This window comes from Pseudonocardia terrae, assembly GCF_021343995.1.
In the GTDB taxonomy this organism is placed as follows: domain Bacteria; phylum Actinomycetota; class Actinomycetes; order Mycobacteriales; family Pseudonocardiaceae; genus Pseudonocardia; species Pseudonocardia terrae.
In genome coordinates, this window is sequence record NZ_JAJTTE010000011.1 from 63,041 (window position 1) to 80,834 (window position 17,794).

At 73.7% G+C, this 17,794-nt stretch carries 14 protein-coding genes; 11 read left to right on the plus strand and 3 right to left on the minus strand.

What is annotated here, in order from left to right:
- Positions 1–1,030 precede the first annotated feature (1,030 nt).
- The 4 genes from LWC33_RS09750 (at position 1,031) to LWC33_RS09765 (ending at position 5,969) form a co-directional block, all read left to right on the plus strand.
- Positions 1,031–1,390 (plus strand): bifunctional 3-phenylpropionate/cinnamic acid dioxygenase ferredoxin subunit, encoded by a 360-nt coding sequence (locus tag LWC33_RS09750; protein ID WP_233303946.1) that lies wholly within the window; start codon positions 1,031–1,033, stop codon positions 1,388–1,390.
- A complete protein-coding gene (locus tag LWC33_RS09755) occupies positions 1,387–3,834 on the plus strand; it encodes a GcvT family protein (RefSeq protein WP_372476581.1) in 2,448 nt (815 codons plus the stop codon). Before LWC33_RS09750 ends, LWC33_RS09755 begins: the two co-directional genes overlap by 4 nt.
- The gene (locus LWC33_RS09760; protein ID WP_233303948.1) at positions 3,831–4,955 is read left to right on the plus strand and encodes an aromatic ring-hydroxylating oxygenase subunit alpha; all 1,125 of its coding nucleotides are present in this window, start codon (positions 3,831–3,833) and stop codon (positions 4,953–4,955) included. Before LWC33_RS09755 ends, LWC33_RS09760 begins: the two co-directional genes overlap by 4 nt.
- A 123-nt stretch (positions 4,956–5,078) precedes the next feature.
- Positions 5,079–5,969, plus strand: a complete 891-nt coding sequence (locus tag LWC33_RS09765) for an endonuclease domain-containing protein (RefSeq protein ID WP_233303949.1) — start codon at positions 5,079–5,081, stop codon at positions 5,967–5,969.
- Positions 5,970–6,014: 45 nt separating this feature from the next.
- Here LWC33_RS09765 and LWC33_RS09770 read toward each other — a convergent pair whose 3' ends face one another.
- Positions 6,015–6,806, minus strand: a complete 792-nt coding sequence (locus tag LWC33_RS09770) for an IclR family transcriptional regulator (protein WP_233303950.1) — start codon at positions 6,804–6,806, stop codon at positions 6,015–6,017.
- A gap of 70 nt (positions 6,807–6,876) precedes the next feature.
- On the opposite strand from LWC33_RS09770, the gene LWC33_RS09775 reads away from it, so the two are divergent.
- From LWC33_RS09775 to LWC33_RS09785, 3 genes are read left to right on the plus strand one after another with little or no spacing between them, the layout of a single operon-like run.
- Positions 6,877–8,349, plus strand: a complete 1,473-nt coding sequence (locus tag LWC33_RS09775; protein ID WP_233303951.1) for an aldehyde dehydrogenase family protein — start codon at positions 6,877–6,879, stop codon at positions 8,347–8,349.
- A gap of 14 nt (positions 8,350–8,363) precedes the next feature.
- Positions 8,364–9,893, plus strand: coding sequence for an APC family permease (locus tag LWC33_RS09780; RefSeq protein WP_233303952.1), 1,530 nt, complete (start codon positions 8,364–8,366; stop codon positions 9,891–9,893).
- Positions 9,890–11,482, plus strand: a complete 1,593-nt coding sequence (locus tag LWC33_RS09785; RefSeq protein WP_233303953.1) for a GMC family oxidoreductase — start codon at positions 9,890–9,892, stop codon at positions 11,480–11,482. Before LWC33_RS09780 ends, LWC33_RS09785 begins: the two co-directional genes overlap by 4 nt.
- Here the strand turns inward: LWC33_RS09785 and LWC33_RS09790 are convergent.
- A complete protein-coding gene (locus tag LWC33_RS09790; protein ID WP_233303954.1) occupies positions 11,479–12,531 on the minus strand; it encodes a 3-hydroxyisobutyryl-CoA hydrolase in 1,053 nt (350 codons plus the stop codon). The two genes, LWC33_RS09785 and LWC33_RS09790, sit on opposite strands and share 4 nt — an antisense overlap.
- A gap of 83 nt (positions 12,532–12,614) precedes the next feature.
- Between LWC33_RS09790 and LWC33_RS09795 the strand changes: the two genes are divergently transcribed.
- From LWC33_RS09795 to LWC33_RS09810, 4 genes are all read left to right on the plus strand, one after another.
- Complete coding sequence (locus LWC33_RS09795; RefSeq protein WP_233303955.1) at positions 12,615–14,078, plus strand: AMP-binding protein; 1,464 nt, start codon at positions 12,615–12,617, stop codon at positions 14,076–14,078.
- A gap of 136 nt (positions 14,079–14,214) precedes the next feature.
- Positions 14,215–14,931: a polysaccharide deacetylase family protein gene (locus tag LWC33_RS09800; protein WP_233303956.1), complete on the plus strand. Its 717-nt coding sequence runs from the start codon at positions 14,215–14,217 to the stop codon at positions 14,929–14,931.
- 10 nt (positions 14,932–14,941) lie between these two features.
- Entirely contained in the window at positions 14,942–15,820 is an 879-nt protein-coding gene (locus tag LWC33_RS09805) for a DMT family transporter (RefSeq protein WP_233303957.1), read from the plus strand.
- On the plus strand, positions 15,820–16,671 hold the full coding sequence (locus tag LWC33_RS09810) for a DMT family transporter (RefSeq protein ID WP_233303958.1): 852 nt from the start codon (positions 15,820–15,822) through the stop codon (positions 16,669–16,671). The genes LWC33_RS09805 and LWC33_RS09810 overlap by 1 nt, the downstream gene beginning before the upstream one ends.
- On the opposite strand, the gene LWC33_RS09815 is transcribed toward LWC33_RS09810, so the two are convergent.
- Positions 16,589–17,767, minus strand: a complete 1,179-nt coding sequence (locus tag LWC33_RS09815; protein ID WP_233303959.1) for an MGDG synthase family glycosyltransferase — start codon at positions 17,765–17,767, stop codon at positions 16,589–16,591. The genes LWC33_RS09810 and LWC33_RS09815 overlap by 83 nt on opposite strands.
- Positions 17,768–17,794: the final 27 nt, after the last annotated feature.

The window sequence follows — 17,794 nt, forward strand, 5'->3', positions numbered from 1 at the left end:
CACGTCGGCGCCCTCCTCCGCGCCCTCCTCCGCGACACACGGACCACCGCCCACCGATCCGAGGCGCGCGTCCACCGCAGCGGCCGCACGGCCGTCGGGGGCCGGGCGACGGCACTCAAGGCCCGCCGCGAGCCCGGCGACCAGCGGTGTCGGAGCGTAGGCCGCCGATCACGGCGTTCACCCACCCGTGGCCCCCACCCGTGCACGGTGGTCACCCTTTTGACACCGTGTGGGTGTCCGCCCCCCGGTCCGTACGTATCTCGGAGGAAGCACGTGAAGAACCTCGGACGCGCACTCGGCAAGTTCAGCTCCGGCCTCCTCGACGCCCTGGGCATCCTGGGCGGCTGGAACCGGGGCCGCCGCGCCCGCTGACCGCGGCGACCCGCCCGGCCCGGCCCCTCGACCGGCCGGGCGGTCCCGGTCCGTCCCTCTCAGGCCGCCCCCGAGAGCGGCGCCCCCCGAGAGCGGCGCCCCCCGAGAGCGGCGCCCCCCGAGAGCGACACCCCCCGACAGCGGCGCCCCCGGAAACCACGCGTCCGGAAGCCTCCGAACGCGGCGCCCCACCGAGCCGCACTCCCCGGTCGCGACGCGCTCCCTGCCGCGACACGCCCTGCAGCGACACGCTCCCCACCGCGACACACCCCGCAGCGACACACCCCGCAGCGACACGCTCCCCACCGCGACACGCTCTCCAGCGACACGCTTTCCTCGGCGACACGCCCGGACGGAGACACGCCCCCGTCGATCCCGCTTCGTGTGACACCAATCACCACTCCTCTTCCCTGTCGCTCGCTCCGCCGCATCGACCGCGCCCGGCTCCACCAGGCGCGTCGTCCCGTGACCTCGCACGGCCGTCGGCGTGACTTCTGTTACGGCCACTTTTCGGGTTCGGAACCGATCCGGACAACCGCGTCAACGGCCGTCGTCCGTCCTTGACAGTGGGCTGGGTCTCGCCCCACCTTGTTGCGAGTCGTGCTGAGTGTTCCGCAGTACGCACAGCCCCCACACCCGCATTCGAGGACGCGGCACCATGAACTACGCCTGCCAGCTCGCCGATCTCCCGCGCGGCGCCGCCCTGCGACTCACGGACCTGCCCGGCAGTCCGCCCGTCGCGCTCTTCCACACCGACGACGGCGAGTTCTTCGCCGTCGACGACACCTGCACCCACGCCGACGCCTCCCTCGCCGACGGGTTCGTGGAGGACTGCGCCGTCGAGTGCCCGCTGCACGCGGCGATCTTCGACCTGCGGACCGGCGAGGCCGACGGGCTCGTCGCGCAGTACCCGGTCCGCACGCACACCGTGGTGATCGAGGACGGAGCGGTCTACCTCCAGCTGTCGGAGAAGATCCCGCACCTGCCCGCGGCCACGCGCCGGTACGTCGCCTCATGAGCCCTCGCGTGAGCCCTCGTGTGGTCGTCATCGGCTCGGGTGTCGTCGGGGCCGCCGTCGCGGACGAGCTGACCGAGCGCGGCTGGACGGACGTCACGGTGCTCGACCGGGGCGCGCTGTTCCTGCCCGGCGGCTCCTCCTCGCACGCGCCCGGGCTGGTGTTCCAGGCCAGCCCCTCGCGGACGATGGCCCGGTTCGCGCGGTACACCGTCGAGAAGCTGAGCTCCCTCGACCTCGACGGGAAGTGGTGCTTCAACCAGGTCGGGGGCCTGGAGGTGGCGACCGAGCCCGCCCGTGTCGACGAGCTGTGGCGCCGGCACGGGTTCCTGAGCTCGGTGGGCGTCGAGTCGGCCGTCGTCGGGCCGGACGAGTGCGCCGCGCTGCACCCGCTCGTGCCGCCCGGGAACGTGCTGGCCGGCCTGCACATCCCGACGGACGGCCTCGCCAAGGCCCCGCGCGCCGTCGAGGCCCAGGCCCGGCGGGCGATCGCCCGCGGCGCCCGGTTCCTCGGCGAGCAGCGGGTCGTGGAGATCCTCCGCGACAAGGGGCGGGTCACCGGGGTGCGCACCGAGACGGCCTCGGCCGCCGGCGGGCGGGGCGAGCACGAGTTCCCGGCCGACGTCGTCGTCCAGTGCACGGGGTTCTGGGGCCCGCTGACCGGCGCGCTGGTCGACCTGCCCACGCCGCTGCTGCCGATGGCGCACCAGTACGCCCGCACCGTCCCGGTTCCCGGGCTGCGGGACCTCGGCGAGCGGGAGGCCGCCGCGCCGATCCTGCGCCACCAGGACCGCGACCTGTACTTCCGCGAGCACGGCGAGCGGCTCGGCATCGGCTCCTACGCCCACCGGCCGATCCCGATCGACCCGGCGAACCTGCCGACGCACACGGAGATGCCGTCGTCGTTCGACTTCACCCCGGAGGACTGGGCGCCCGCCTACGCCGACGCGCAGAAGCTCCTCCCGGCGCTCGAGGGCGTCCCGGTCGAGCACGGGTTCAACGGCGTGTTCTCCTTCACCGCCGACGGCATGCCGCTGCTCGGCGAGCACCCCGACCTGGAGGGCTACTGGGTCGCGGAGGCCGTGTGGGTCACGCATTCCTGCGGCGTCGCGCGGGCGCTCGCGGAGTGGCTGGTCGACGGGCACCCGTCGCTCGACGTCCACGCCTGCGACCTCAACCGATTCACCGAGGCCCAGCGCTCGCCGGCCTACGTCGCGCAGCGGGCCGCGCGGAACTTCGTCGAGGTGTACGACATCGTGCACCCGCTGGACCCGCCGGCCGGGCCGCGCCCGATGCGCACCAGCCCGTTCCACCTGCGCCAGCAGGAGCTCGGTGCGGTGTTCACCGAGATCGGCGGCTGGGAGCGGCCGCTGTGGTTCCAGGCCAACGCCGGGTTGCCCGACGTCGCCCGGATCCCCACCCGCGAGGGCTGGGCCGCGAGGCACTGGTCGCCGATCGCGGGCGCGGAGGCCCTCGCGACGCGGGACGCCGTGGGGCTCTACGACATGACGCCCCTGACGCGCGTGGACGTCTCCGGGCCCGGTGCCTGCGCCTTCCTCGACGGCCTGACCAGCAACAAGGTCGACGTCGCCGTGGGCCGGGTCGTCTACACCCTGATGCTCACGGAGGCCGGTGGTGTGCTCTCCGACCTCACGGTGACGCGGCTGGGGGAGGAGCTGTTCCAGGTCGGGGCCAACGGCGAGGTGGACGTCGACCGGTTGCGCCGGCTCGCGCCCGCGGGCGTCTCGGTCCGGGACGTCACCGCCGGGACCTGCGGCGTCGGGCTGTGGGGCCCACGGGCGCTCGACGTCCTCTCGTCGGTGAGCTCCGACGATCTCTCCTTCGGCTACTTCCGTTCGAAGAGGATCCACGTCGGTGCGGTCCCGGTGCTCGCGCTACGCGTGTCCTACGTCGGCGAGCTGGGCTGGGAGCTGTACACCACCGCCGACCAGGGCCTCGCGCTGTGGGACACGCTGTGGGCCGCCGGTGCCGAACACGGGATGGTCGCCGCAGGCCGGCACGCGTTCACCAGCCTGCGGCTGGAGAAGGGCTACCGGGCCAGCGGCGTGGACATGACCAGCGAGGACCTGCCCGCCGAGGCCGGGCTCGCGTTCGCGGTCAAGTCGGGGGAGTACCCGGGTGCGGCGGCGGTGTCGGCCGAATCGTCGACCGGGCCCCGCCGACGGCTGGTCCCGGTGCTGATGGACGACCCGGCCGACGTGGTCATGGGGGCCGAGCCGGTCTACGCCGGCGACACCGCCGTCGGGTACGTGACCAGCGCGGCCTACGGCCCGACGATCGACGCCGGCATCGCCTACGCGTGGCTGCCGGCCGAGCTCGCCGTGCCCGGCACCGCCGTGTCCGTCGAGTACTTCGGTGCCCGCCTGCCCGGCGTCGTCGCCGCCGAGCCCCTGTTCGATCCCGAGGGAAAGTGCCTCCGTTCATGACCGCCGTCGAAGAAACCCTCACGAGCAGCCTGGTCGCCACCCTCCCGGGGCACTGGTACACCGACCCCGCGATCTTCGCGGCCGAGCAGGAGCGGATCGTCGAGGCGGGGTGGGTGTGCGTCGCCCTCGCCGCGGACCTCGACGCGCCCGGCGCCTACCGGACGGTGCAGGTCGGCCGGGAGTCGGTCGTCGTCGTGAAGGGGCGGGACAAGCAGATCCGCGCCTTCTTCAACGTCTGCCGGCACCGCGGCGCCCGGCTGTGCGTGGAGCCCGCGGGGCAGGTGCGGAACAAGCTGCAGTGCCCGTACCACGCCTGGACCTACGACCTCACCGGCAAGCTGATCGCCGCGCCGAACCTCACGCAGATGCCCGACGTCGACCGGGTCACCCGCGGCCTCGCGCCCGTGGCCGTGCGGGAGTGGCTCGGCTACGTGTGGGTGTGCGTGGCGGAGGAGCCGCCGTCGTTCGAGGACGAGGTGATCGGGGCGGTGGTGACGCGGCTCGGCGACGTCGAGTCGATCGACCACTACGGCACCGAGAACCTGGTGCTCGGCCGGCGGATCTCCTACGACGTCGCTGCCAACTGGAAGCTGATCGTCGAGAACTTCATGGAGTGCTACCACTGCGCGACGATCCACCCGGAGCTCACCGAGGTACTCCCGGAGTTCGCCGACGGGTACGCCGCGCAGTACTACGTGGGGCACGGCGCGGAGTTCGGGGAGCAGGTGCAGGGCTTCACGGTCGACGGCTCGGCCGGCCACGGCCGGATCCCCGGGATCGCCGAGGACCAGGACCGCAGGTACTACGCCATCACGATCCGCCCGGGCGTGTTCGTGAACCTCGTACCGGACCACGTGATCGTGCACCGGATGACCCCGGTCGCCGCGGACCGCACGCTGGTCGAGTGCGACTGGCTGTTCCTGCCCGACGTCGTGCGGTCCGGTGCGGACCTGGACCGCTCGGTGGAGCTGTTCCGCCGGGTCAACGCCCAGGACTTCGCCGCCTGCGAGCGCACCCAGCCCGCCATGTCCAGCCGCGTCTACGCCCGCGGCGGCGCGCTGGTCCCCAGCGAGCACCACATCGCCGAGTTCCACCACTGGGTCCAGGCCCGCCTGGCCTGATCCTCGGCGTGAGATGAGCACCAGCGCTGTCGAACCATGATCGAACAGCGCTGGTGCTGATCGCTGGCGGTCGATCTCGCGGAAACGCCTCGAAGATCCGCCCCTGCCCGGCAGGCTCGCGCCATGGTGAGTGTGGAGGTCCGGACCGAGGTCTCGGGCTGGCCGGTGGCCTTCCGCGGGTCGGCCGCGGTGGCGGCGGGCCTCGTGACGCCCGGCATGCTGCGCGGGCCACGGTTCCGCCGGGTCTTCCCGGACGTGTACGTGTGTCCGGGTGCCGCCCGGACCGCCCGGATCGGTGACGCCGAGCTGCGGGCCCGGGCCGCGTACGCCCTGGTCGAGGGGCGGGGCGTGCTCGCCGGGTACGCCGCCGCGCTCCTGCACGGCGCGGACTGCGGCCCTCTCGGCGCACCCGCGGACGTCACGCTGCTGCGCGGCGGCGTGCGCCCGCGCCCAGGCCTGGTCCTGCATCGCGACAGGCTCGGGGACGACGAGGTCGGCGAGGCCGGCGGGACGCTCGCCACCACCGCGCGCCGGACCGCCTTCGACCTGGTGCGCTGGGCGCCCACGCTCGTCGAGGCCGTCGTCGCGCTCGACGCCCTGGCCAACGTCGGCGGGTTCCTGCCCGAGGAGATCCTGAAGCCGGCGCGGCGGTACCCGCGGGCACGCGGCGGCGGGCGTGTTCCCGACGCGGTGGACCTCGCGGACCGACGTGCCGGGTCGCCGCCAGAGACTCGCATGCGTCTGGCGCTGATCCGGGCGGGCCTGCCGCGGCCGGAGGTGCAGTGGGTGGTCCAGGACCCGGTCGCGCGCCGGGCGTTGTGGGTGGACCTGGCCTACCCGGACCGGCGGGTGGGGCTCGAGTACGAGGGCGCCGATCACACCAGGCCGGACCAGGTCCTCCGCGACACCGCGCGCTTCACGACCCTCGTCGCCGCGGGCTGGCGCATGTTCCGCTTCACGAGGCTCGACGACCCCGAGCGCGTCGTCGCACTGGTCCGTGCGGCTCTGCGATGAGCACCAGCGCTGCCGAACCATGATCGAACAGCGCTGATGCTCATTTCACCCCGTCTCCCACCACCCCATCCGCCGGCTGATGTCGCGGGCGGCGGCGACGACGGTGGGGGCGAGGTCGTCGAGGCGCTCGGGCGGGAGGCGGTAGCTGGGCCCGGAGAGGGACAGCGCGGCGCACACTCCGCCGGTCTGGTCGCGGATCGGGGCGGCGACGGCGTTCAGCCCGATCTCGTACTCCTCGACGACGACCGCGTACCCCGTCTCGCGGATCCGGCCGAGGTCGGCGTCGACCGTCTCGGGGGTGGTCAGGGTGTTCTCGGTGAAGCGCTCCGGACGGTCGAGGACCTCCTTGAGCAGCGGGTCCAGGTCGGCCGGGCCGAGCCAGGCGATCAGCGCCTTGCCACTGGAGGTGCAGTGCAGCGGGGTGATGCGGCCGATCCAGTTGTAGCTCAGCACGGTCGACGGGCCGCGGGCCTGGTGCACGTTGACGGCGTGCGCGTCCTGCAGCACGGCGATGTTCACCGTCTCGCCGAACTCCTGGGCCAGCCGCTCGCAGGCCTCCCGCCCCAGCCGCGTGACGTCGAGCCGCCCGGAGACGGCCCCGGCCAGCGGGATGAGCCCAAACCCGAGGGTGTACTTGCCGCGGTCCGTGGCCTGTTCGACGAGCCCCCGGTCCTCGAGCGCGCCGAGCAGCCGGAAGGCGGTGGACTTGTGGACCTCGAGCTCGGCGGCCACCTCGCTGACCCCGGCTTCCCCGCGGCGGGCCAGGATCTCGAGGACGGTGATCGCGCGGTCCACGGACTGCACGCCCCCGTCCCGAGGCCGCTCCGGGTTGCTCATGACGGAACCATACGCGCCGTTCTGTCCGATCTGCTTGACCATGCACCGGGTTCGGAGCACTCTCACCGCCGTGCCAGACCTCTTCGTCGACGGCGGGTGGACCTCCGGTTCGGCTGGGTCCGCCCAGGTGGTGAACCCCTTCGACGCCTCGGTGGTGCGGTCGGTGGACCAGGCCTCGGCGGCCGATGTGGACCGTGCGGTGGCCGCCGCCCGGCGCGCGTTCGACGACACCGCCGGCCCCTGGCGCACCACCGGGGCGCCCGCGCGCGGTGCGCTGCTGCGCCGGATCGCCGACCTCCTCGTGCGCGACAAGGAGGACATCGCGCACACCGAGACCCTCGACACCGGCAAGACGCTGACCGAGAGCCGCATCGACGTCGACGACGTCGCGGCCGTCTTCCGCTACTACGCCGACCTGGCCGACAAGGACGCCGGACGGCTGGTCGAGACCGGCATCCCGACCGTCGTCAGCCGGGTGGTGCACGAGCCGGTGGGTGTGTGTGCGCTGGTCACGCCGTGGAACTACCCGCTGCTGCAGCTGTCGTGGAAGGTCGCGCCCGCGCTGGCCGCCGGCAACACGATGGTGATCAAGCCCAGCGAGGTCACCCCGCTGACGTCGATCCACCTCGTGAAGCTGTGCGAGGAGGCAGGGGTACCCGCCGGCGTCGTGAACATCGTGCTGGGCGACGGGCCCACGGTGGGCGCCCCGCTGACCGGCCATCCCGACGTCGACATGGTCAGCTTCACCGGCGGCCTCGCCACCGGCCGCGCGATCATCCGCGCCTCGGCCGAGACGATCAAGCGCACCGCCGTGGAGCTCGGCGGCAAGAACCCGAACATCGTCTTCGCCGACACGGACTTCGAGCTCGCCGTGGACTACGCGATGCTCGCGGTGTTCCTGCACTCCGGGCAGGTGTGCTCGGCCGGCGCCCGGCTGATCGTCGAGGACTCCCTGCACGACGACCTGGTCGCCGAGGTCGCCCGGCGTGCCGGCCGGATCCGGCTGGGCAACGGCCTGGAGGAGGGCGTCGAGGTCGGGCCGCTGGTGTCCGAGGCGCACCGGGCCAAGATCGAGGGCTTCGTGGCCGCGGCGCGGCAGGAGGGCGCGACGGTCGTCTGCGGGGGTGCCCGCCCGGACGACCCCGCGCTGGCCAAGGGCTACTTCTACCTGCCCACGGTGATCACCGACGTCACGCGTGACATACGGGTGATCCGGGAGGAGACCTTCGGCCCGATCCTCACCGTGGAGCGCTTCACCACCGAGGCCCAGGCCGTCGAGCTGGGCAACGACACCGAGTACGGCCTCGCCGGCGCGGTCTTCACGCAGGACATGGGCCGTGCGCACCGGGTCGCCTCCGCGTTGCGGCACGGGACCGTGTGGATCAACGACTACCACCCGTACGTGCCCGGTGCGGAGTGGGGCGGGATGAAGCGCTCCGGCAACGGCCGGGAGCTCGGGCACGCCGGTCTCCGTGAGTACCAGGAGGCCAAGCACGTCTGGCAGAACACCGCCCCCGCACCGCAGGGGTGGTTCACGGGATAGGTCGGGAGGGTGAGTTGAGTACGTCCGAGCACGATCACGGGCTCTCCGAGTTCGGCTACAGCCAGTCGCTCGACCGCAGCATCGGAAAGTTCGCCAGCTTCGCCGCCGGCGTCAGCTACATCTCGATCCTCACCGGCACCTTCCAGCTGTTCTACTTCGGGTTCGGCCTCGGCGGGCCCGTGTACTGGTGGTCCTGGCCGATGGTGTTCGTCGGCCAGCTGATGGTGGCCCTCTGCTTCGCCGAGCTCGCCGGCCGCTACCCCGTGGCGGGGTCGGTCTACAACTGGTCCAAACGCCTGGCCGGCCCGACGGTCTCCTGGCTGGCGGGCTGGATGATGTTCACCGCGTCCGTGGTCACCCTCGCCGCCGTGGTGCTGGCCTACCAGGTCACACTGCCGCAGATCTGGTCCGGCTTCCAGCTGGTGGGGGACGGCAGCAACACGACGGACTTCGGGTACAGCGCCGTGATCTGGGGCACGATCCTCATCCTGTTCACGACGCTCGTCAACGCGTTCGGCGTGAAGCTGATGGCGCGGATCAACAGCACGGGCGTGTTCATCGAGCTGATCGCCGCGATCCTGCTGGTGGTCGTCCTCGCGTTCAACATCATGAACCCGCCGTCGGTCTTCTTCGACACCAAGGACATCGGCGCGGGCCAGCCGGGCGGCTACTTCGGCGTGTTCCTGGTGGCCTCCATCGCCTCGGCCTACGTCATGTACGGCTTCGACACGGCCAGCTCGCTGGGAGAGGAGACGGTCGACCCGCGCAAGACGGCGCCGACCGCGATCCTCCGCGCCGTGATCGCGTCGTTCGTCATCGGCGGGTGCATCCTGCTGTTCGGCATCCTGGCCGCCCCGAACCTCGACGACCCGGCGCTCGGGATGGCGTCGGGCGGGCTGCAGCTCATCGTGCTGCAGGCCCTCGGCGGCCCGCTCGGCAAGGTGTTCCTGATCTGCATCGTCGTCGCGATCACGGTCTGCGCGCTGGCCGTCCACACCGCGGGCATCCGGCTGATGTTCGCCATGGCCCGCGACAACGCGCTGCCGGCCGGAGCCCGCCTGGCGCGGATCGATCCCAAGCGCAAGACGCCGGTCATCCCCGCGATCCTCATCGGCGTCGTCGCGATCCTGATCCTGGCCGTGAACATCGGGACCCCGGCGATCTTCACCGCGGTCACCAGCGTCGCGGTCATCATGATCTACGTCGCCTACCTGCTCGTGACGGTGCCGATGCTCGTCAAGCGGTTCCGCGGGCAGTGGCCGGGGTCCGAGGGGGCCACGACCGGCTACTTCTCGCTCGGCAAACTGGGCCTGCCGATCAACGTCCTGGCCGTGCTGTGGGGCGCGGCGATGGCGCTGAACCTGGCCTGGCCGCGCGCCGACGTCTACGGCTCGGGTGTCCTGCGTTGGATCGCGTTCATCTTCATCGGGGCGGTCGCACTCGTCGGGCTGGTGTGGTTCCGGCTCAAGGGCCGCCACCGGCTCGGCACGCTGCCCGAGCACATGGCCCAGCAGATGGAGCAGATGGAGGGGGAGCTGCCGTGACGGGAGCACACATCGGGGAGGCGCCGGGCACGGGCGGGGCCGACACGTTCGACTACGTGGTGGTGGGAGGCGGATCCGCGGGTTGCGCGCTCGCGGCCCGGCTGTCCGAGGACCTGTCCGTGACGGTGTGCCTGCTGGAGGCAGGCCCGTCCGACGTCGGGGACCCGGCGATCCTGCGCCTCGAGGACTGGATGTACCTGCTCGACTCGGGCTACGACTGGGACTACCTCGTCGAGCCCCAGGAGCACGGCAACTCCTTCCTGCGGCACGCCCGGGCCAAGGTGCTCGGCGGCTGCTCCTCGCACAACTCCTGCATCGCGTTCTGGACCCCGCGCGAGGACCTCGACGAGTGGGCGTCCCAGGGCTGCGAGGGCTGGTCGGCCGACGAGTGCTGGCCGCTGATCCGCCGCCTGGAGACCAACGACGGGCCGTGGGAGGGGCACGGCCGCTCCGGCCCGGTCAACATCATGCAGGTCCCGCCGGACGACCCGTGCGGCGTCGCGGTGCTGGAGGCGTGCGCGGCCGTCGGGCTGCCGACCGTGCGGTTCAACGAGGGCGTCACGATCACCGAGGGCGCCGGCTTCTTCCAGATCAACTCGTTCCCGGACGGAACGCGGTCCTCGGCATCGGTCAGCTACCTCCACCCCGTGATGGCCACGCGCCCGAACCTCGAGGTCCGCACCGACTCGTGGGCCTCCAGAGTGCTCTTCGACGGCACGCGGGCGACCGGCGTCGAGTACCAGCGCGGCATCGGGCCGGGCCGGCAGATCGTGCGCGCGGGCCGCGAGGTGATCCTCTCGACGGGGGCGATCGACACGCCCAAGCTGCTGATGCTCTCGGGCATCGGCCCCGCCGAGCACCTCAAGGACTTCGGCGTGGAGGTCCTGGTCGACGCGCCGGGCGTCGGGGCCAACCTCGACGACCACGTCGAGGGCCTCGTCATGTGGGACGCCGGGCGGCCGATGGTCGAGCACTCGACGCAGTGGTGGGAGATCGGGCTGTTCCACTGCACGCTGCCCGGGCTGGACCGGCCCGACCTGATGATGCACTACGGCTCGGTGCCGTTCGACCTCAACACCGTGCGTTGGGGCTACCCGACGACCGACAACGGCTTCTGCCTCACCCCGAACGTCACCCGCGGTCGGTCCCGGGGGACGGTGCGGCTGCGCAGCCGGGACTTCCGCGACCGCGCCCGGGTGGACCCGCGCTACTTCACCGACCCCGACGGCCACGACATGCGGGTCATGACGGAGGGCGTCCGGCTGGCCCGGCGGATCGCGGAGCAGCCCGCGCTCAAGGAGTGGGTGGCGGCCGAGCTGGCACCGGGACCGGAGGCGGTGCGCGACGACGAGATCGAGGACTACATCGTCAGGACCCACAACACCGTCTACCACCCGGCGTGCACCGTGAAGATGGGCCCGGCGACGGACCCGAAGGCGCCGCTCGACCCGCAGCTGCGGGTGCGCGGGGTGGAGAACCTGCGGGTCGCCGACGCGTCGGTGCTGCCCTTCCTGCCCGCGATCAACCCCAACATCACCACGATGATGGTCGGCGAGAAGTGCGCCGACCTGCTGAAGGCGAGCCGTTAGAGGCGCAGCTCGGGATCGGTGTCGAGGGCGCCGGCGAGGAACCGCTCCACGACCTCGCCGGTGACCTCGTCGAGCGTCGGGGGCGACCAGCGGGGCGCGCCGTCGCGGTCCACCAGCAGCGCTCGCACACCCTCGGGAAAGTCCGGCCAGCGCATGCTGCACCGGCTGGTCACGTACTCCGCGCTCAGGGCCTCCTCGACCGTCGCGGCGCGGGCCGCCCGCAGCGCGCGCAGGGTCATCACGAGGGCGAGCGGTGCCGCCCGGCCGATCGCGTCGGCCGCCTTGCGCGCCCCGGGCTCGTCGCACTGCCGGAGCGCGGCGAGGATCCCCGGGACGGTGTCCGCGCCGTAGCAGGCGTCGATCCAGCCACGGTCGGCGAGCAGGGGCGCAGGGCCCGGGTCCACGGCCAGCGCGTCGACGACCTCGGCGGGATCGCCGCCCGCGACCAGCGCGTCGACCAGCTCCGAGTGCCGGTCGGACGGCACCTGCCGGTCGGCGAGCCCGCACGCGATCGCCTCGGCCGCCCCGAGCCGGGCCGAGGTCAGCGCGACGTGCGTGCCCAGCTCGCCGGGGGTGTGCGAGAGCAGCCAGGTGCCGCCGACGTCGGGTACGTAGCCGATCGTCACCTCCGGCATCGCCAGCATCGTCCGCTCGGTGACGACCCGGACCGAGCCGTGCGCCGAGATCCCGACGCCGCCGCCCATGACCACGCCGTCCATCAGCGCCACGTACGGCTTCGGGTACCGCGCGACCAGGGCGTCGAGCCGGTACTCCTCGGCGAGCATCGCCGCGCCCGCCCGGCCGCGGCTCGCCGGGTCGCGGGCGTCGTCGACCAGGAACCGGACGTCGCCGCCCGCGCACAGCCCCTTCGGCCCCGCCCCGTCGACGACGACGGCGGCCACCGCCGGGTCCTCCGCCCAGCCCTCGAGCGTGCCGAGCAGGGTGTGGATCATGCCGGCGGTGAGCGCGTTGAGCGCGCCGGGCCGGTCCAGCGTCAGCCGCCCGACCGGTCCCTGCCGGCGGACGAGGACCCCCGCGTCGTCGGTCATGATCGTGACCATACCCGCGCGGGGCGGCCGGACGCCGTCGGTCACCTTGCCGTGGCGCCGTGTCGTGAGCAATGCTCAGAACGATGCCGAGCACCGTCGCCCCCACCGCCCTCGCCGTCCGGCTGCGGGAGCTCGCCGCCGCGGCGCCCGACGCCCCCGCGCTCACCGACGACCACGGCGGGGTGACGCGCCGGGAGCTCGACGAGCGTTCCACCCGTCTCGCCCGGCGGTTCGCCGCGCTGGGGGTCGGGTACGGGGACTTCGTCTCGATCGCGCTGCCCAACGGGATCCGGCACGTCGAGTGCTCGTTGGCCGCGTGGAAGCTCGGGGCGGTGCCGCAGCCGCTGTCCCACCGGCTGCCGCCCACGGAGCTCGCCGCGCTGGTGGAGATCGCCGATCCCGCGCTGGTGGTGGGGCTCGACCCGGGCGACGGGCGCTCGTGGTCGAGCGGCGACGAGGACCTCTCGACCGGCGACGCCACGCCGTTGCCCGACCTCGTCGGGCCCTCGTGGAAGGCGCCGACCTCGGGCGGCAGCACGGGCCGCCCGAAGCTGATCGTCGCGGGGCAGCAGGCGAGTGTGGAGGCCGTGCTCGCGCGCGCCCCGTTGCTGCGCATCGGCCGGGACGGGGTGTTCCTGTCGACCGCACCGCTCTACCACAACGCGCCGTACATGTTCTCGCTGATGGCGCTGCTGCAGGGGCACCACGTCGTCCTCATGGGACGGTTCGACGCCGCCCGCGCGCTCGACCTCGTCGCCCGGCACCGGGCCACGTGGCTGTACGTGGTGCCCACGATGATGGGGCGGATGCTGCGGCTGCCCGCCGAGGTGCGGGCCGCGGCGGACCTGTCCTCGCTGCGGACCGTGCTGCACGTCGGCGCGCCCTGCCCGCCGCACGTCAAGCGGGGCTGGCTGGACTGGGTCGACCGGCCGGAGATCGTGATCGAGCTGTACTCGGGCACGGAGGCGCAGGCCAACTGCATGATCGACGGCCGGGAGTGGCTCGACCGGCCCGGCTCGGTGGGGCGGGTGCAGCGCGGCCGGATGAGCGTGCGCGGCGAGGACTTCCGGGAGCTGCCGCCCGGCGAGGTCGGCGAGATCTGGATGCGGCGCGACGGCGAGGCGCCGACCTACCGCTACATCGGCGCGGAGGCCCGCGAGCGCGACGGGTGGGAGTCGCTGGGGGACATGGGGTCCTTCGACGCCGAGGGCTACCTCTACCTCGCCGACCGGCAGACCGACATGATCCTCGTCGGCGGGGCCAACGTGTACCCGGCGGAGGTCGAGTCCGCGCTCTCCGCGCACCCCGCGGTGCTCTCGGCCGCGGTGATCGGGCTGCCCGACGAGGACTACGGCAGCGTCGTGCACGCGATCGTGCAGGTCGGCGGCCCGGTGGGGGAGGAGGAGCTGCGTGAGTTCGTGCGCGGCAGGCTCGCCCCGTACAAGGTGCCGCGTACCGTCGAGCTGACCACCGACCCCCTGCGCGACGACGCCGGCAAGGTCCGCCGCAGCGCGCTGCGGGAGGCCCGCCTCCCGCGCGCCTCCTGAGGCCCCGGGAGAGCGCCGGACCAGGGCTCCACGGCCGGCGGCCTGCCGGTTTCGGCGGCGCGTCGGCGGGTACGAGCAGGAGCCTGCCGCCGGGCCGGGGGAGGCCGGATCTCGCCCCGGGAAGGCAGGTGACCGGGTGAATGCCACCGTCCGCAGGACCACCCTGCGGTGGTCGCTGCTCGGCGCGGGGGCGGCCGCGGGCTCGCACCTTCTCCCGGCCGCGAGCTGGCTGCCACCGGTACGGCGGCTGCTGCCCGGTCTGTCCGGGCGGGGCGCCGCCGGCCACGTGGCGCTGACCTTCGACGACGGACCCTCGCCGCCGGGCACGGCGGCCGTGCGGGACGCGCTGGCCGGGCTCGGAGTACGGGCGACCTTCTTCGTCCTGGGACGCGAGCTGGCCCGGAACCCGGACCTGGGCCGGGAGCTGGCCGCCGCGGGCCACGAGATCGCCGTCCACGGGTGGGACCACGGGTACCTGCTCGGCCGCGGGCGGCGCCGGGTGCGCGACGAGCTGGCCCACACCCGGGACCTGATCGGCGAGACCTGCGGCACGACACCGCGGTGGTTCCGTCCGGCGTTCGGGGTCCTCACCGGTCCGGCGGTGTGCGCGGCGCACGAACTGGGCCTGCGCCCGGTCCTCTGGACGGCGTGGGGGAAGGACTGGACGGCCACGGCGACCGCGGACTCGGTCGTCCGACGGCTCGAGCCGGGGCTCGTCGGGGGTGCCACGCTGCTCCTGCACGACGTGGTCCCGGGTCCGGTCACGGCCGCGGCCCTGCCGAGGCTCGCCGCGCTCGCCGCCGAGCGCGCGCTCACGCTCGGCCCGCTCGGCGAGCACGGCGTGCCCTCGTGACGGTGCGGCGGTGAGCCGGTGGGCGGACGTCGCGGGCCTCGGGCTCGGCGCGGCGGTGCTCCTCGGCCTCGGGTTCGTGCTGCAGCAACGGGCGGCCCGGGCCCGCTCGGTGCCCGACGCGGCCGTGTCGTTCCGGCTGCTCGGCGACCTGATCGGCACGCCGATGTGGCTGGCCGGCCTCGCCGCGATGATCGCGGGCCAGCTGCTGGGCGCCGCCGCCCTCGGCGTCGGGGACGTCACCCTGGTCGAGCCGCTCCTGACGACCAACCTGCTGTTCGCGCTGTTGTTCACCCGGGCGCTGTCCGTCGCCCCGCTGCGCGCCGAGGACTGGATCGGGTCGGTCGCGCTCGTCGGCGGTGTCGTCCTGTTCCTGGTCTGCGCCGCACCGAGACAGGCCCGGAACGCCGCCGCCACGCACGCGGACCCGGCGAGCGCGGTGTTCCTGGGCGTCGTCGCCGTGGTCGTCGCGGTGCTCGTCCTCCTGTCGCGGTCCCGGGACGGGCCGACCCGGGCCGGCATGCTCGCCCTGGGCGCCGGCCTGCTGTTCGGCGTGCAGGACGGGCTGACACGCAGTGTGGTGGGCGCGCTGGGGCGGGGCCCGGACCGCCTGTTCGCCTCCTGGCCGTTCTACGCGCTGGTCCTCGTGGCGATCACCGGGATCCTGCTCATGCAGAACGCGTTCGGGAGCGCGCCGCTGCGCTCCTCCCTGCCGGTCATCACCGCCGCGGAGCCGCTCACCGGCATCGCGTTCGGCCTCGGCGTCTACGGTGAGCGCATCCGACTGGCGCCCGGCTGGTTGGTGGGTGCGGCGGCCGGGCTCGCCGTCATGATCGCCGGGGTCGTGGTGGTGGCGCGCAGCAGAACTCTGCACCTGCACAGGGGGCTGTAGTGCTCGGCGTCGTCCTGGCGGTGTGCGCAGCGGCGTGCAACGCGGTGGGAACGGTGTTCCAGCGCAAGGCCGCACGGGCCGCGCCGGACAGCGAGACCATGCGGCCCGCGCTGCTGTGGGACCTCATGCGGCGACCACCATGGCTGGTCGGGATCGCCGGGATGATCGGCGGGTTCCTCTGCCAGGCCGCGGCGCTGCACTTCGCCCCGCTCACCCTCGTGCAGCCGATCGTCGTGTTCGAGCTCCCGCTCACGCTGGCGGTCGCGGCCGTGGTGTTCGGCCGGCGCGTCGACCGGAACGCGGTCTGGGGCACCCTCGCCGTCAGCGCCGGGCTGACGCTGGTGCTGATCGCCCTCGAGCCCCGCCCGGGACCGGCCTCGACCGGGGCCAGCTGGGTACTCGTCATCGCCGTCACCCTCGTCGTCGTGGCCGCGCTGGTCCTGGTGGGGCTCCGCACGCGGGGCAGCCGCCGGGCCGCCCTGTTCGGGGTGGGGGCCGGGATCGGGTTCGGGTTCACCGCGGCGCTGATGGACGAGGCGTTGCGGGTGCTCGACGGCGGCGTCGCCGCACTCCTGTCCGACTGGCCGGTCTACGCGATGGTCGCGGCCGGGATCGGCAGCGTCTTCCTGACCCAGAACGCCCTGCAGGCGGGCCCGATCGTCGCCGCCCAGCCGGCGATCACCACGTGCGACCCGCTGGCGGCCATCGCCTACGGGGTGCTGATGTTCGGCGAGCAGCTGCGCGCCGGGATCTGGCTGGTGCCGACGCTCATCGGGGCTGCGATCGCGATCGGGGGGACCGTGGCGCTGGCGCACTCCCCGCTGGCGGAGGCGCAACCGGACGGCGGGTGAACCCCGTGCCCTCCCGCCAGGCCAGGAGGGCGTCGACGGGATCCTCGACGAACACCGAGCGGGCCCGCGCCACCTGGTCCTCCCGGTCCCGCCCCGGCGCCGACAGGCGCAGCACCTGCTCACGCAACGCGTCCGTGTCGGGCGCGAACGACGCCACCCCGTGGGCGGCGAGCGCGGCCGCGCCGAGGCGACCGTGGCCCGGCAACGGCCGGTGCAACACCACGGGGATCCCGGTCGCGAACGCCTCGGCGCAGGCGGTGCCCCCGGACTGGTCGACGAGGACCGACACCGCGGCGAGGAGATCGCCGACGTCGTCGCGCCAGCCGAGGGCCAGGCAGCCCGGGAGCCGGCCGATCTCGCGGCGCAGCTCGGGATTGCGCCCGCAGAGCACCACCGTGCGCACGCCGCGCAGCGCCGACAGGGCTCTGGTCGTGCGGGCCGTCGAGCCGACTCCCCAGGACCCGGCCGACACCAGGACCGCGCGGTCGCCGGGGGCGAGCCCGAGCGCGGCCCGGCCCGCTGCCGGGTCCCGGCCCAGGTGGAACCCGTCGGCCACGACCGGTCCCGGGGCCAGCGCCGGCAGGCCGGTGCGGGCGCGGGCGTGCGCGGCGACCCAGGGGTACGGGCAGAAGAACGCGTCGGTCGCGGGGTGCAGCCACTGCCGGTGAGCGGCGGGCTCGGTGATCACGACGACCGACGGCACCGTGAGCAGGCCGGCGACCCGCATGTGCCCCGCGACCTGGGCGGCCAGGTGGAAGGTCGAGACGACCACGTCCGGCCGGTAGCCCGCGACCAGGTCCCGCAGCCGCCACGCCGCGAGCTGGTCCAGTGGGAAGACCCCTGGCCGGCAGTGGCGTCGTTCGCTGAAGAACGCGCGGAAGATCGCCTCGTAGAGCCACGGCGCATGGCGCAGCATCCCCGCGTAGCCCGCACGCAGCGCCGCGCCCCCCGGGAGCACCTGCATCAGGTCGACGACCAGGACCTCGTGGAACCGGCGGCGCAGCCCGGCGCCGAGCTCGCGGGCGACCTGATCGTGTCCCGCGCCCATGCTGGCGGTCAGCACCAGCCACCGAGCCCCGGCGGCTCCGTACGGCATCGGGCTCCCTACCCGAGACCGCGCCGG